The sequence below is a fragment of the Acinetobacter sp. ANC_7634 genome (genome assembly GCF_056779875.1).
In genome coordinates this window covers 528,461-543,400 of record NZ_JBWYIT010000001.1, presented here as the reverse complement: position 1 = coordinate 543,400, position 14,940 = coordinate 528,461, and the positions used below count along the sequence as shown (strand labels likewise).

Below are 14,940 nucleotides of genomic sequence, written 5' to 3'. Positions count from 1 at the left end.
GATATTTTCCATAACTTTACAGCACAACCAAAGGATGGACACTATGCGCTACGCTGACCCCAATCAACCAGATTCTAAAGTTCAATTTAAAGCACAATACGAAAATTTCATTGGTGGGAAATGGGTTCCTCCAGTAAAAGGTGAGTATTTTGATAATCTTTCTCCCGTAGATGGGAAAGTCTTTACTCGAGTTCCCCGTTCTTCAGTCGAGGATATTGAACTCGCTTTGGACGCAGCTCATGCCGCTAAAACTGAATGGAACAAAACGTCTGCAACAACTCGCTCTAACATTTTATTAAAAATAGCAGATCGCTTAGAAGAGAATCTAGAATTACTTGCTGTGGCAGAAACATGGGACAATGGTAAACCTATCCGTGAAACCTTAGCTGCAGATATTCCACTGTGTATTGACCATTTCCGCTATTTTGCTGGCTGTATCCGCGCACAAGAAGGTGGTATTTCAGAAATTGATGAAGATACTATCGCCTACCATTTTCATGAGCCGTTGGGTGTCGTTGGGCAGATTATTCCTTGGAACTTTCCGATTTTAATGGCGGCGTGGAAACTTGCGCCTGCATTAGCGGCGGGGAACTGTATTGTCTTAAAACCAGCTGAGCAAACTCCTGTCAGTATTCTAGTTTTAGTTGAACTGATACAAGATATCTTACCACCAGGTGTGCTGAATATCGTCAATGGCTATGGTGTTGAAGTAGGACGCCCTCTTGCCACAAATCCACGTATTTCAAAAATTGCATTTACCGGCTCAACTGCAGTCGGTCAATTAATTATGCAATATGCCACCGAAAATATTATTCCAGTGACATTAGAACTGGGTGGCAAATCTCCAAATATTTTCTTCGAAGACATCATGGATAAGGATGATGAATATCTAGATAAAGCGCTTGAAGGTTTTGCCATGTTTGCCCTGAATCAGGGAGAAATTTGTACTTGTCCATCACGCGCTTTAGTCCAGGAAAGTATTGCAGATAAATTCTTAGAGATGGCTGTAGAGCGCGTGAAGCGAATTAAAACGGGACATCCACTTGATACAGAAACCATGATTGGTGCTCAAGCCTCGCAAGAGCAACAAGATAAAATTTTAGGTTGTATTGCGACAGGTCGTGAAGAAGGTGCTCAAATTCTTACGGGTGGTCAAGCTCGTGAAGAAATTGGACAAGGTTTTTATATTGAGCCGACGATTTTCAAAGGCAATAACAGCATGAAAACATTCCAAGAAGAAATTTTTGGACCAGTTTTGGCTGTGACAACATTTAAAGATTTCGACGATGCCATCAAAATTGCCAATGACACCATTTATGGATTAGGTGCTGGTGTTTGGTCTCGATCAGCGCATACTTCATATCGTGCAGGACGTGCAATTCAATCAGGTCGAGTCTGGACAAATTGCTACCATATCTACCCTGCTCATGCTGCTTTTGGCGGTTATAAAAAATCAGGGATTGGTCGTGAAAATCATAAAATGATGCTGGATCATTACCAACAAACTAAAAATTTATTGGTGAGTTACTCTACTAAACCAATGGGTTTCTTCTAAAACAAAAGCTAAAGAAGCGGCAGATTGCCGCTTCTTTTCTGCTACAGGAGTTTAATGGATTAGCTGGCTTGTAGACTTTTCATATCAATCACAAAACGATATTTCACATCACTTTGAAGCATTCGCTCAAATGCCTCATTAATATTTTGCATATCAATGACTTCTACATCCGACACGATATTGTGCTCACCACAAAAATCAAGTAGTTCTTGAGTTTCTTGAATCCCACCAATCACCGATCCAGCGATTGATTTTCTTCCCATAATCATGGGTACGGAATTGCTGCTAAATTCTCCGAGATAGCCTACCAATACTAGTGTCCCACTCAATGCAAGTGTCGGAATATAAGGCTTTAGATCATGATCATATGGCACAGTATCAATAATTAAATCGAACTGATTTTTCACTGATTTCATTTGTGTTGGATCTGTTGATAACACGACATGATCTGCACCTAAATCACGTGCATCCTGTTCTTTATTTGCTGATCGTGTAAATAAAGTCACTTCTGCACCAAGTGCATGAGCAAGTTTAATCGCCATATGACCTAAACCACCGAGTCCAACAACAGCCACTTTAGAGCCTTTACCGACATTCCAATGTTTTAACGGCGACCATGTCGTGATCCCTGCACATAAGATGGGTGCAATGGATTGAGTATCTAAATTTTCAGGTACTTTCAATACAAAATCTTGGCTCGCAATGATCGTTTGTGCGTAGCCACCATAAGTAGGTGTTTGATCATGGCGATCTAAACTACCATAGGTTTGTGTATTTCCAGCTTCACAATATTGCTCCAAACCTTGGTGACAAGCTGAACAAGTACGACATGAATCTACCATACACCCGATTCCGACCAGATCTCCAACCTTAAACTTAGTTACAGATGTTCCGATGCTTTTTACACGACCAATTACTTCATGACCCGGTACAATTGGGTAACGACTAAAACCCCAATCATTACGCGCTTGATGTAAGTCAGAATGACATACACCGCAGTATTCAATATCAATAATGACATCATCGGGGCGAGCTTGACGTTGCTGAAACGTATATGGAACCAATGGACTTTTAGAATCAAGCGCTGCGTAAGCTAAAACATTATGGGTCATCGTGACTCCCTCAAGCTGTTAATTTCGTACTCTCTTATTCGTTATATCACATCAATATTTTTAATAAATTTAGCTGAGTCTCAATTTAATTTCTTTTTCACTTATTTTTGTAATTCGCGCTCTACAAAATGCAAGCGATCTTGCCCCCAGTACATATTTTCCCGCAAAAAAAATGTAGGTGCTCCGAATACCCCTCGTTGTACGGCATTGTTTGTTTCATCAATCAATTTTTGTTTTACCACCGGATCTTGGCTTAAATCCAAAAGTTGCTGACCGTCGATTGCATCACCTTGAAATAAATTTATCAGAACTTCTGGATCGGCTAAATTCAAGGGCTTTCTAAACATCGCATCGAAAAGCTTGGTCAAAATCACTTCAAAATATTCATCATGATAGATTTTGACTCCCGTTAATATACGCATTAAAGTCAATGTATTCATTGGAAAATATGGATTCATCTGCATCGGGATCTGATAATAATCTGACCAACGACTTAAGTCTTGCATTGAATAGATCCCTTTAGCAGTCACCTCAATTGGACTCTTGTTACCAGTCGATTTAAAAATTCCACCCAATAAAATCGGTGTGTACTCAATCTCTGCATTATATTTTTTGGTGATTTCTTGTAGCTTGTAAAAAGCCAAATAACTAAATGGACTGCCAAGGTCGAAATAAAATTCAACTTTTTGTTGTTGTTTAGTCATGTCTTATCCTTATTAAATATGATTACCACTGTTCAGACCATGGACGCAAATCCAATTCATGTGTCCAAGCATCTCGTGGTTGATGAGCAATATGCCAATAGTTATCAGCTATATGTTGAGGATTCAAAATACCGTCATGCTGTTTTTTTTCATACAAATGAGGGAAAGTATCTTTAATAAAATCAGTATCAATCGCCCCATCAATAATGACGTGCGCAACATGAATATGATGAGGCCCTAACTCTTTCGCCATACTTTGGGCTAAGGCTCTTAACGCATGTTTAGCGCCAGCAAAAGCGCTGAAGTATGATGAACCACGAATACTTGCTGTTGCACCAGTAAAAATGATAGTGCCGCGCTGCCTTGCGACCATCCGTTTAGCGACTTCACGACCATTTAAAAAAGCACTAAAACAAGCCATTTCCCAGATTTTAAAATATTTACGTGCTGTTTCTTCTAGAATGCTACACGGCACATTTGCTCCAATATTAAAGACCAATACTTCAATCTGACCAATGTCACGTTCAATTGTGTCAATCAGTTGAATCACTTGATCTTCTTTTCTTGCATCTGAAGCAAATCCATAAGCTTGACCACCGTGTGCTTCAATCTCTCGGATGACAGGTCCAAGCTTGTCTGCATTGCGTCGAGTCATACAAGCAGTATATCCACCTCGTGCAAAGCGTTTTGCGATCTCACTGCCTGTGGCATCTCCTGCACCAATGATCAGTGCGACCTTGTTATGTGTTGATTTTTCTTCTGAATAATTAATTTTTGACTGTTGATCGTTCATCATCTCTCCATTAAATAACGATCGTTATTATAACGATCACTATGTTATAGTTTTGAGGCACAGTCAATGGTTATTGAATATTCAATATGAGATATAAAGCAGGATACAAAGAAGAAAAACGTCGCGAAATTTTAAAAACCAGTGGTGAACTCGCAAAAAAACAAGGTTTTAACAATACTGGGGTTGATGGTTTTATGCACGCTGCAAATATGACCAGCGGTGCTTTCTATTCTCACTTTTCTTCAAAAAACGACTTATTTAAAGCCTTAATCGAATCTGAAATCGGAGCAAGTATTCAACAGTGGGAAATGAATCCTCATCAAGATCCAGAATCTTGGTTAGATTTTGAAATGAAACGATATCTTTCTCTATTACACGTTCAACACCCAGAAAAAGGCTGTGTTTTACCCTCACTTGCTGCTGAAGTTTCACGCGCTGATGCTGACATTAAACAATGTTTTGAAAACGAACTTCAGCGTGGTTACAAACTATTTGCGCAGCATGCTCCAGAACCTGATTTCGCTTGGGCCATACTCTGTCAAATGGTGGGCTCCGTACTATTAGCGCGTGGAGTTCAAGATGAACGCTTAAAAAAAGATATTCTCAATTCTAGTCTAGCGATGCTTAAGAAATTATTAAAAAAAGAGATTGCGAAATAAATCGTTTTATATTGTTTTATGGACGAAACCTTAGTTCCAAAAGTTCTATACTATAATCTCCTCATCATTCTTTTAAGAACGTCACATCATGAGAAAGCTTCCTGAAACAGTATATGCAATACAGCATTTAGCCTTTGAAGATCTAGGTTCTTTTGAGGAGACACTATATCAACTGGGTTATCGGGTCAGATATTTTGATGCAGGTGTGGATGATCTTTCAGTAGCCTTAAAGTACGAAGGTCTGACCATTATTTTGGGTGGACCGATTGGTGTTTATGAGACAGAAGATTACCCTTTCCTACAAACAGAAATAGACTTACTTAAAGAAAGATTAAAACTCCAACGCCCTACGCTTGGCATCTGTCTAGGTGCTCAACTCATTTCAAAAGCCTTGGGCGGTGCAGTATATGCTGGCCACACTAAAGAAATTGGCTGGAGTAAGGTAGATATTATAAATGAACAAGACAACCTTCTAAATTCTTTACATGGTGTACCAGTTTTGCATTGGCATGGTGATACCTTTGATCTTCCCTCGCAATCGAAACTTCTGGCGAGCACTCAAATTTATAAAAATCAGGCTTTTCAAGTTGGATCTAATATTTTAGCACTCCAGTTCCATCCTGAAGTGACCTCAGATAGTTTAGAGAAATGGTTGATTGGTCATACTTGCGAATTGCGTAAAGCGGGTATCGATATTACTCAATTACGTGCAGATAACCACCGTTATGCTGAAAAGCTAGAATCTGTGGCAGGTTCAATCTTAAGCCGTTTTATTGAACAGATTAAATGATTTTGATTTGATAGCCTTGAACCCAACTGTAGATCAGGATATTTGATTGTGCTATGCCAATTAATCCACCATTCGTTATGAGCATCCACTCCGTTGCATCCCATTCAACCAAATTTGATAGAGTGAGTAACCGCTTTCAACAGTTATTATTTTTTTGATATCAAGTGTCTAAAATTTTGTTCAAATTTTTCCAATGTACCCAATCGTTAAGAAGTTTGACTATGGTGAGTCCACATATCACACATATAACTCCATAAATTATTTCGGGAACTATCTGTGATGCACCTAAAGAATTAAACAATCTCCAATATTCATCTTTTTTAAAGTAAAACATTATGGGAGCAAAACTCATAGAAAATAAAACTAGTAAATTCATTACTAAAACTTTTATTTTTCCTTTTTTTGATACCTTTAGTCTAATAATTTCACCTCTAGAGTTTTTTAATACCTGATAACCTGCTCTATTCCATACAAAAGTCCAATAAAGTAACTCAAACTCCATTGCATTAAATTTATCTAAGAAATATTCTAGCTCTTTTATATCAACGTTTTTTGCTCCAGTAAGTGCAGAAATTGCTGAATTTAGCAGAAGCATTTTAACTTCCTCGCTTTCATTAAGATTTTTAATCCTTTCTCGTTCTTCAAAAAAAGATTTAAGACGTAAGTGGCGCTCAAGATATTTTTTTCGATTGTATGATGGTGTAATAAGCTCAATGGCTTTTTCAAATATTTGCAAATACATATTAAAATAAACTAAATAATTATAATCAGTCCAAATCATAAATCTAAATTTATTTTAAATAAATGCAATTTTTTTAAACCATACAATATCCATGACTTTTTTAAATATTTCTACTCCTATCTCTGCAAGCGTATATCACGTTTAATGAATTGATCTACAAACTTCTTAGTATGGTTATTATCTCCCTGTGTAAAATCGTATGTGACATTGATTCTAAAGCTTGAGCCACGCCAATGACTTAAGCTATTTAGATAAAATTCTTGTTGTAGATTTGGTTCATCTTACTTTCGATAATTACGGGTAGAGCATTAAAAAGAGAAGCTTTTGGCCTCATAAGAAAATAATAAACCGCCCATTTAGGCGGCTTATTTATCACTTAACAAATTGATTTTATTATTTTTTATTATCTACTGAAGCTTCAGTTGTAATATTCACCGTGATTTTATCGCCTACATTAGGCACATATGCGCCTACACCGAATGCAGAACGGTCAAATGAAGTCGTTGCATTGAAACCAATAGACTGCGCTTTCGTCATAGGATGTTCAGCTTGTTTATTCAAAACAGCATCTAGTACGACAGGCTTAGTAACATTTTTAATCGTTAGATCACCTGTGATCTTATACTTGTTCTTACCATTTGGTTGAACTTTAGTACTTTTAAAAGTGATATTCGGATATTTTTCAGCATCAAAGAAATCTGGTTTCAATAAATGTTCATCTAATGCTTTAACATTTGTATTGATACTTGAAAGTGGAATTGTAACATTCACTGCTGAATTCGCAGGCTTTTCATTGTCTACTTTGATCGTCCCTTGGATATCGCTAAAATTACCTGAGGGTGTAGAAAAACCAAAATGATCCCAAGTAAATACTGTCGCTGTATGAGTTGGATCAATTTTATACTCAACTGGTTTAGCAACTGAAACTGTTGCTACAGAAAGCACTACGGCACTTAACGCTATTGTTTTAAAGTTCATCAATTTTTCCTCGAATTTTTTAAAACATTTATGAAATGGATAGTGAATAATGTATAGCATTCTGAAATTCTTGCATCAGTACAGATAGAACAGTTTGTTGCAAGATTAGAACGCACCTTAAGAAGGTGTCACTTTTATCAAATCAATTTGATCAGATTATGACTATCACTTGTGTATAGATCATGTTTTTCATCTTTAAGCTTTCTCCTAATAAGCAGTTAACATCAACACATATCTTAAATATGAGATTAAATTAAACATTTATACAATATACTAATATTTTGTCTCATTTATAATACTAAAATTACCACTTTGAACTGGAGAATAATGATGAGTGAACAACAACAAGCGATTGATAAAGCGCTTAAAACTAAAGCACCTAAAGATGTCGTATTGGCTTTTTTATATAATACTGATAAATCAAGAGTAGCGATTGCTTCAGAAAAGTTAGTGGCTGAAGATGCCATTTATACTTCGCTAAATTTCAACAATCCTGAACTTAAACAAATTGAACCTTGGGCTGGTACTTCTACAGGTCGTGATGTCTATATATATACTTTTTCTAATGTCGGAACTTATTGGACGATCGATGATTTTCAAATCACAGATATTTTAGCTGAAGATGAAACAGTGGCTGTATTCGGACAATTTACCTATACATCTGTTCACGCTAAGCGCACTTTTACTTCACCTTTTTCAATTAAAGCAATAGTTAAAGATGGCTTAATCACGTATTTCCAGTTTATGGAAGATACTTATGCTTCAGCAGCATCTTTCAGAGTAAGTGGTGAATGGACAATTCAACAAAATGCTGATCCAAAATTAAATTTTACCGTGTCAGAAACTACGGCTAATTAACTGTAAAATAATAAAATAGGATAATAAAAAAGCCTCATAAGAGGCTTTTTTATGACTGTTAAAGCTTTTCAATCAGAATACGATCAATCTGTTTTAATCCTGAAGTTTTTTCACGATTTTTTCGACGTACTTTAATGATTTTCTCTTCAGCCATATCTTGTAGCAATAATTCTACTGCTACCATCGCTTCAAGTGGTAAGTCTTCACCAATCCACTTTTGCTCACCCGCATCCATTAAAGTAATTTCATCACTAATTTGCTCATACAAACTCATTGCGCTACTCACTTCCAATCTGAAATCTAGGGAATGAATGTATCTATATAGATACATAAAAATAAAAAGACGCCCCACAGTTGGGACGCCTTTTAAAACACTTAATTCTAAGAATTAAGCAGTAATTTCTTTCACTGCTGCGACAACTGCTTCAGTCGTAATACCAAAGTGTTGGAACAAATCTTTCGCTGGTGCAGATTCGCCATACGTAGTCATACCAATCACACGACCATCAAGACCTACGAATTTCCACCAGTAGTCAACATGAGCCGCTTCAACAGCAACACGTGCACGAATGTTAGATGGAAGAACTGCCTCACGGTAAGCAGCATCTTGCTTAACAAATTCTTCAGCACATGGCATAGACACAACACGCACACCTTCAAGCTGTGCATAAGCTTCCATTGCCAATGCAACTTCCGAACCTGTTGCAATGATAATCGCTTTCAATTCGCCTTTTTCTTCAGCCAATACATAACCACCTTTCGCAACATCAGCAATTTGTGCTTCTGTGCGTGTTTGGAATGCTAAGTTTTGACGAGAGAAGATCAACGCAGTTGGACCTTCAGAACGTGTTAAAGCAGATTTCCAAGAAATTGCTGCTTCAACTGTGTCACATGGGCGCCATGTGTTGAGGTTTGGTGTACCACGTAAAGATGCGATTTGTTCAATTGGTTGGTGTGTTGGACCATCTTCACCCAAACCAATAGAATCGTGTGTGTAAACATGAATCACACGTTGTTTCATCAATGCAGACATACGTACTGCGTTACGTGCATACTCCATAAACATGAGGAATGTTGCTACGTAAGGAATGAACCCACCGTGAAGTGCAACACCGTTTGCGATTGCAGTCATACCGAACTCACGTACGCCATAGTGTACGTAGTTACCTGCAGCATTGTCTTGAACGCCTTGTGCGCCTTTCCAAAGTGTTAAGTTAGAACCTGCTAAGTCAGCAGAACCACCTAAGATTTCAGACAGCATTGGGGCAAATGCTTGGATTGCATTTTGGCTTGCTTTACGTGTTGCGATGGTTTCAGCTTTTGCGTTTACTTCAGCAATATACGCATCGGCTTTTGCAACGAAGTCAGCAGGTAATTCACCGCTTAAACGACGTTTAAGATCAGCCGCTTCAGTTGGATATTTTGCTTCATATTGTGCAAATACTTCGTTCCAAGCTGCTTCTGCTTGTTGACCTTTTTCTTTAGCGTCCCATGCAGCATAAACGTCAGCAGGAATTTCGAATGGACCTTCAGTCCAACCCAACGCTTCACGTGTTAATGCGATTTCGTCGTTACCCAGTGGTGCACCATGGCAATCTTCTTTACCTTGTTTGTTTGGTGAACCTAAACCAATAATCGTTTTACAGATAATGATTGTTGGTTTCTTCGTTTCAGCTTTCGCTTCTAAAGTTGCCGCACGTAATGCATCTGCATCGTGACCATCAACTTTCAATACTTGCCAGCCATAAGCTAAGAAGCGTTGTTCTGTGTCATCAGAGAACCAACCTTCTACTTCACCATCAATTGAAATACCATTGTCGTCATAGTAAGCAATTAATTTACCTAGACCCAAAGTACCTGCCAATGAACATGCTTCATGAGAAACACCTTCCATTAAACAGCCGTCACCTAAGAAACAGTAAGTGAAATGATCAACGACTTTAATGTCTTCTTTGTTGAATTGCGCTGCTAAGGTTTTTTCAGCCAAAGCAAAACCGACAGCATTCGCGATACCCTGCCCTAATGGACCAGTAGTTGTTTCGATACCAGGTGCATAACCTAATTCTGGGTGACCCGGTGTTTTAGAATGCAATTGACGGAATGCTTTTAAATCTTCAATTGAAAGATCATAGCCAGTCAAATGTAATAATGCATATTGAAGCATTGAGCCATGACCATTTGATAATACAAAACGGTCGCGGTTAGCCCACTGAGGGTTTGTCGGATTGTGATTTAAGAATTCACGCCATACAACATCAGCAATATCAGCCATCCCCATTGGTGCACCTGGATGTCCAGAATTTGCTTTTTGCACAGCATCCATTGCAAGTACACGAATTGCGTTAGCAATGCGACGTTCATTCAGCGGGGTTGTCATAGATCAGTGTCCGATAAATTAAAGATGGGAAATGAATAAAATTCAAAAACTGGGTGTATTGTCTTAAAAAAATCAAACAGCGTAAAGCCCAGAAACGTATATTTCAGCCCTAAAGCGAAAAAATTCATACAATGCGAGTCGGTTTTACCAATATTCAATTCAATCCAATATTTTTTAGTCGCTTGGCCTTTTTTTAAAGTACTGATGTTGAATCATATATTCATATTCTTTCGTACCCACTTAAGCTGTTTTTTATTTCAGCTCAGTCTTAAAAAGAATAAGTCTTATACAAAAGTTTTCACTTATCAATTTAACAGATGATGATATCAATTAAAAAAACACAAAAATGACATAAATTCATGCTTTTTAGTCAGGTTAAGCTAGTCCTTAACGTTAAGTCGATGTACCATATTGCGTCTTTAGAAATAACTGTGATAGGACTTATGCGCGAGTACGCTGTATTTACTTCAGAATCTGTAAGCGAAGGCCATCCAGATAAAATGGCTGACCAAATCAGTGATGCTATTTTGGATGCAATCTTAAAAGAAGACCCATATGCACGGGTTGCTTGTGAAACGCTTGTAAAAACAGGTGCTGTTGTTCTTGCAGGTGAAATCACAACAACTGCAAATGTAGACTTTGAAGCAATTGTACGCCAAACCGTAAACGGCATTGGATACCATCATTCTGATTTAGGTTTCGATGGTTCAACTTGTGCTGTTATCAACATGATTGGCAAACAATCTCCTGAAATTGCTCAAGGTGTAGATCGTCAAAAACCTGAAGATCAAGGTGCTGGCGATCAGGGTTTAATGTTTGGCTACGCAAGTCGCGAAACAGATGTTTTAATGCCTGCTCCTATTTCGTATGCGCACCGTCTTATGGAAAAACAAGCAGAACTTCGTCGTAACGGAAGTCTGCCATGGTTACGTCCAGATGCGAAAAGCCAAGTGACTTTTGCATATGAAAATGGCGTACCTGTTCGTTTAGATGCGGTCGTATTATCGACTCAACACGATCCTGAGATTTCACAGACTGATTTAAAAGAAGCTGTCATTGAAGAAATCGTGAAAAAAGTGATTCCAGCAGATATGTTCCATGCGGATACCAAATTCCATATCAACCCTACTGGTATGTTTGTGATTGGTGGTCCAGTCGGTGACTGTGGTTTAACAGGTCGTAAAATCATTGTAGATACATATGGTGGTATGGCTCGTCACGGTGGTGGTGCTTTCTCTGGTAAAGATCCATCTAAAGTAGACCGCTCTGCTGCTTATGCTGGTCGATATGTTGCAAAAAATATTGTTGCCGCTGGTTTAGCCGATAAATGTGAAATTCAAGTGTCTTATGCGATTGGTGTTGCTGAACCAACATCTATCTCAATCAATACATTCAATACTGCTAAGGTTTCTGAAGAATTGATTATTGCATTGGTACGAGAGCATTTCGATTTACGTCCGTATGGTATTACACGTATGTTGAATCTCATTCAACCGATGTATAAGCAAACTGCTGCATATGGTCACTTTGGTCGTGAAGGTTCTGATACTGCATTCACTTGGGAAAAGACAGACAAGGTTGAAGCGCTTAAAGCATCAGCTGGTTTGTAATTTCCAAATAAAAAAGCCCACATTGATGTGGGCTTTTTTATAGATTCAATTTGCTTTATCACTTTGATGAAGCGTGTCCAAAAACGACTGCTTCACAGGGACATTTTGGTTATCTTGTAAATATAAATGGGCCACTTTAAACACAATGGCTGCGGCTAAACACGCAATGATACAAAATATCCAAAAACCATAAGGTGTTCTGATATTTTGTGATCCGCATTCAGAACACACTTTGTCTGTCGAAGCAACCACCTTGTCGCAACACGCACAATGATACTGATACAGCATACTCATCCTCCCGATTTGACTGTCTTTTTATTTTTATCTACATCACCTTAGAGGCTAATATTTATACTATATAAGCCTTCACCAATAATCAACCTCATGATGTAGCTATAAAACAGCAACCATCTATGTCTTCATTCAATATCTTGTATTATCAGATATCTATATGAATTTTTTTTGACAATCTGCTCTATCATTCTTTTTTCTTCTAGAGATTATCCATATTTTATTCACGCACTCGCCCATCATATCCGCATGGAAATCATAAATTGAAGTAAAATAAACGTAGTGAAAAAATGATGATATGACGATGGTTCAATTAATTAAGAAAGGCGGCTTGAGAGAAAGAGCAAACAGAAGTCGCTCTTATCAAGGTTCTGAAAATACTGAAGCAACTTTGCGACCAAGACGTTATCAGCAAGACACGCTCGTTCTGACTCAAACAGAAGAGTTAGATCAGGATTCAGTTAAGCAAAATAAGCGCATCGATCCACAACCAGACTGCAAAGATCAAAAATAGACCACCCGATGCCATATCTATGTAATGCCCTGAACGCTGGTAGAGCTGTTTAATTTTAGGTCGTGCTAAAACGACCATCAAAAACGTAAAGGTTAAAAACGTTTGAATCGGAATAATGACTGCCAGTTGTATTTTCAACATCTCTGGTGCTGAAGCAGTTAAGGCAAGTGAAAATACACTACTAAAATAAATCAGTGTTTTAGGATTGGATAGGTTTGTAAACAACCCCATCAGAAAGTATTTTTCAGCTTTTAAAGGTAACTGATTTTCATCAATTGCATCAAGTTTGAAAGACTTATAGGTTTGCCAACCACCCTTTAGCATCGCCCAGCCCATTTTTGCCAAAAATAAACCACCGACTAACATTAAGACTTGTTGAATCCATGGGAATTGGGCAATCAAAAGTGCAAAACCTGATAAAGTTAAAATCACCCAAAATAAAATTCCAATAGAAATACCTAAAATAACTTTCAACGTGTTTGCGATTGTGGTTGACGCTGCGCATTTGGCAATCAACAAAATATCAGGTCCAGGACTCAATTGAGCAACAAGATGTAGGACACAGATGGTAAGTAATAGAGACATAAATCAAAAATGAATAAAAATTGTTTGAATTATACTGTTTTTTAGGAAAATCGAGATACAAAAATAAAAAAACCAGACATTACATCTGGTTTTGAACATGCGCAATTTACTTTTGATTAACGTCTTTCATTTCAATTTTCTTTGCTTCAGGTGTAATTTCTCTTGCTTCACCATCAATGATAGTAGAGTCATTTGAACCACGACCGTGCTGCTGGCTTTGCATTTCTTGCATTTGGCGCATTAAATCTGCAAATGGATTCTGACCATTTGCTTGACCACCCATGCCACCCATATCTCCCATCATACCACCCATCATTTTTTCCATCATGGCTTGCTGACGCTTCATCATGGTTTTCATCATCACCGCTTTAAATGCTGTTTGAACAGGTGGAATTAGAATAAGTAAGGCGAATAGATCGGAAATTAACCCCGGAATCAAAAGGAAAATACCCGCAATAATTTTAGGTAAGTTATTGGTCAAATTCGGATCAGCACTCATATGACCTTGTTGCATTTGCTGCATCTGTGGCATTAAACCTGATGCATGAGAACGAACCATATTTAAACCAATAAAGAATGCAGCAATAAACCAGAAGAATACATACCACATACTTCCGACTAGATCACCCACACCGACCCATACGAAGATTTCAAGGACTATACCGATTAAAACAATAAGAGCTAATTTCATGAAATGTAATCTAATCTCAAAAATTTAAATATAGGGTCGTAATCATCTGCTCAATCTGTATCAAGCTTTTTTCATACGCTTATGTAACAATATGGGCATTATTTTATTTTTAAAGTCATGGAATGTCATTAATTATCGGAATTGATCCTGGTTCACGTCTAACAGGTTACGGTATTATTCAAAAAGAGGGGCAAAAACTCACTTTTGTTGATGCTGGAACAATTCGCACTGAAACACCTGACATGCCTGAGCGTCTAAAACGAATTTTTTCAGGCATTGAAAGAATCGTTAAATTTCATGGTCCTACCGAAGCTGCTGTGGAACAGGTATTTATGGCGGTCAATCCTGACTCTGCCTTAAAACTTGGTCAAGCACGCGGTGCAGCTATAGCGGCATTGGTCAATTTAGATCTACAAGTGGCTGAATATACTGCGCGTCAAATTAAACAATCTGTTGTTGGCTATGGCGCTGCTGATAAAGAACAGGTTCAAATGATGGTTATGCGCATACTTAATTTAAGTATTAAACCACAAGCCGATGCTGCAGATGCACTTGCCGCAGCAATTTGCCATGCACATGCTTCTGGCAGTATGAGTAAATTGGCTGTCTTAAATGCTTTAGGTGGAATGGCACGTGGACGAAGCCGCAGCAGTAGTCGTCGACGTTAAAAGTCTCTCGACA

General features: G+C 38.0%; 17 protein-coding genes. 7 read left to right on the top strand and 10 right to left on the bottom strand.

Going from position 1 to position 14,940, the window contains the following annotated elements; translation table 11 throughout:
* The first annotated feature begins 43 nt into the window (after positions 1-43).
* Positions 44-1,555: an acetaldehyde dehydrogenase ExaC gene (gene exaC / locus AC1M9A_RS02600; protein ID WP_180027767.1), complete on the top strand. Its 1,512-nt coding sequence runs from the start codon at positions 44-46 to the stop codon at positions 1,553-1,555.
* 59 nt (positions 1,556-1,614) lie between these two features.
* Here exaC and AC1M9A_RS02595 read toward each other — a convergent pair whose 3' ends face one another.
* From AC1M9A_RS02595 to AC1M9A_RS02585, 3 genes are all read right to left on the bottom strand, one after another.
* The gene (locus AC1M9A_RS02595) at positions 1,615-2,667 is read right to left on the bottom strand and encodes an NAD(P)-dependent alcohol dehydrogenase (protein ID WP_481609562.1); all 1,053 of its coding nucleotides are present in this window, start codon (positions 2,665-2,667) and stop codon (positions 1,615-1,617) included.
* A 101-nt stretch (positions 2,668-2,768) separates the two neighbouring features.
* Complete coding sequence (locus tag AC1M9A_RS02590) at positions 2,769-3,371, bottom strand: 2-hydroxychromene-2-carboxylate isomerase (protein WP_481609561.1); 603 nt, start codon at positions 3,369-3,371, stop codon at positions 2,769-2,771.
* Between the two features lie 22 nt (positions 3,372-3,393).
* Positions 3,394-4,164, bottom strand: coding sequence for an SDR family oxidoreductase (locus AC1M9A_RS02585; protein WP_481609560.1), 771 nt, complete (start codon positions 4,162-4,164; stop codon positions 3,394-3,396).
* Positions 4,165-4,250: 86 nt separating this feature from the next.
* Between AC1M9A_RS02585 and AC1M9A_RS02580 the strand changes: the two genes are divergently transcribed.
* Entirely contained in the window at positions 4,251-4,823 is a 573-nt protein-coding gene (locus AC1M9A_RS02580; RefSeq protein WP_481609559.1) for a TetR/AcrR family transcriptional regulator, read from the top strand.
* Positions 4,824-4,911: 88 nt separating this feature from the next.
* A complete protein-coding gene (locus tag AC1M9A_RS02575) occupies positions 4,912-5,613 on the top strand; it encodes a glutamine amidotransferase (RefSeq protein WP_481609558.1) in 702 nt (233 codons plus the stop codon).
* Between the two features lie 160 nt (positions 5,614-5,773).
* Here the strand turns inward: AC1M9A_RS02575 and AC1M9A_RS02570 are convergent, their stop codons facing one another.
* Both AC1M9A_RS02570 and AC1M9A_RS02565 read right to left on the bottom strand, forming a co-directional pair.
* Positions 5,774-6,355, bottom strand: a complete 582-nt coding sequence (locus AC1M9A_RS02570; protein WP_481609557.1) for a hypothetical protein — start codon at positions 6,353-6,355, stop codon at positions 5,774-5,776.
* 393 nt (positions 6,356-6,748) lie between these two features.
* Positions 6,749-7,333 (bottom strand): YceI family protein, encoded by a 585-nt coding sequence (locus AC1M9A_RS02565; protein WP_179998144.1) that lies wholly within the window; start codon positions 7,331-7,333, stop codon positions 6,749-6,751.
* Positions 7,334-7,663: 330 nt separating this feature from the next.
* Between AC1M9A_RS02565 and AC1M9A_RS02560 the strand changes: the two genes are divergently transcribed.
* A complete protein-coding gene (locus tag AC1M9A_RS02560; protein WP_481596990.1) occupies positions 7,664-8,191 on the top strand; it encodes a nuclear transport factor 2 family protein in 528 nt (175 codons plus the stop codon).
* A 58-nt stretch (positions 8,192-8,249) separates the two neighbouring features.
* On the opposite strand, the gene AC1M9A_RS02555 is transcribed toward AC1M9A_RS02560, so the two are convergent.
* Both AC1M9A_RS02555 and tkt read right to left on the bottom strand, forming a co-directional pair.
* On the bottom strand, positions 8,250-8,465 hold the full coding sequence (locus AC1M9A_RS02555) for a hypothetical protein (RefSeq protein WP_035263790.1): 216 nt from the start codon (positions 8,463-8,465) through the stop codon (positions 8,250-8,252).
* 114 nt (positions 8,466-8,579) lie between these two features.
* Positions 8,580-10,568: a transketolase gene (gene tkt / locus AC1M9A_RS02550; RefSeq protein WP_481589912.1), complete on the bottom strand. Its 1,989-nt coding sequence runs from the start codon at positions 10,566-10,568 to the stop codon at positions 8,580-8,582.
* Positions 10,569-11,011: 443 nt separating this feature from the next.
* On the opposite strand from tkt, the gene metK reads away from it, so the two are divergent.
* Positions 11,012-12,178 (top strand): methionine adenosyltransferase, encoded by a 1,167-nt coding sequence (gene metK, locus AC1M9A_RS02545; protein ID WP_035263794.1) that lies wholly within the window; start codon positions 11,012-11,014, stop codon positions 12,176-12,178.
* Between the two features lie 45 nt (positions 12,179-12,223).
* On the opposite strand, the gene AC1M9A_RS02540 is transcribed toward metK, so the two are convergent.
* Entirely contained in the window at positions 12,224-12,466 is a 243-nt protein-coding gene (locus AC1M9A_RS02540; protein WP_035263796.1) for a hypothetical protein, read from the bottom strand.
* Positions 12,467-12,773: 307 nt separating this feature from the next.
* Between AC1M9A_RS02540 and AC1M9A_RS02535 the strand changes: the two genes are divergently transcribed.
* Complete coding sequence (locus tag AC1M9A_RS02535; protein WP_180027759.1) at positions 12,774-12,983, top strand: hypothetical protein; 210 nt, start codon at positions 12,774-12,776, stop codon at positions 12,981-12,983.
* Here the strand turns inward: AC1M9A_RS02535 and AC1M9A_RS02530 are convergent.
* Both AC1M9A_RS02530 and AC1M9A_RS02525 read right to left on the bottom strand, forming a co-directional pair.
* Positions 12,927-13,568 carry a LysE family transporter gene (locus tag AC1M9A_RS02530; protein WP_179998148.1) on the bottom strand — a complete coding sequence of 214 codons (642 nt, stop codon included), beginning with the start codon at positions 13,566-13,568 and terminating at the stop codon, positions 12,927-12,929. The genes AC1M9A_RS02535 and AC1M9A_RS02530 overlap by 57 nt on opposite strands.
* A gap of 106 nt (positions 13,569-13,674) precedes the next feature.
* Positions 13,675-14,259 carry an FxsA family protein gene (locus AC1M9A_RS02525; RefSeq protein ID WP_035263802.1) on the bottom strand — a complete coding sequence of 195 codons (585 nt, stop codon included), beginning with the start codon at positions 14,257-14,259 and terminating at the stop codon, positions 13,675-13,677.
* Between the two features lie 122 nt (positions 14,260-14,381).
* On the opposite strand from AC1M9A_RS02525, the gene ruvC reads away from it, so the two are divergent.
* A complete protein-coding gene (gene ruvC, locus AC1M9A_RS02520) occupies positions 14,382-14,927 on the top strand; it encodes a crossover junction endodeoxyribonuclease RuvC (protein ID WP_035263804.1) in 546 nt (181 codons plus the stop codon).
* Positions 14,928-14,940 lie beyond the last annotated feature (13 nt).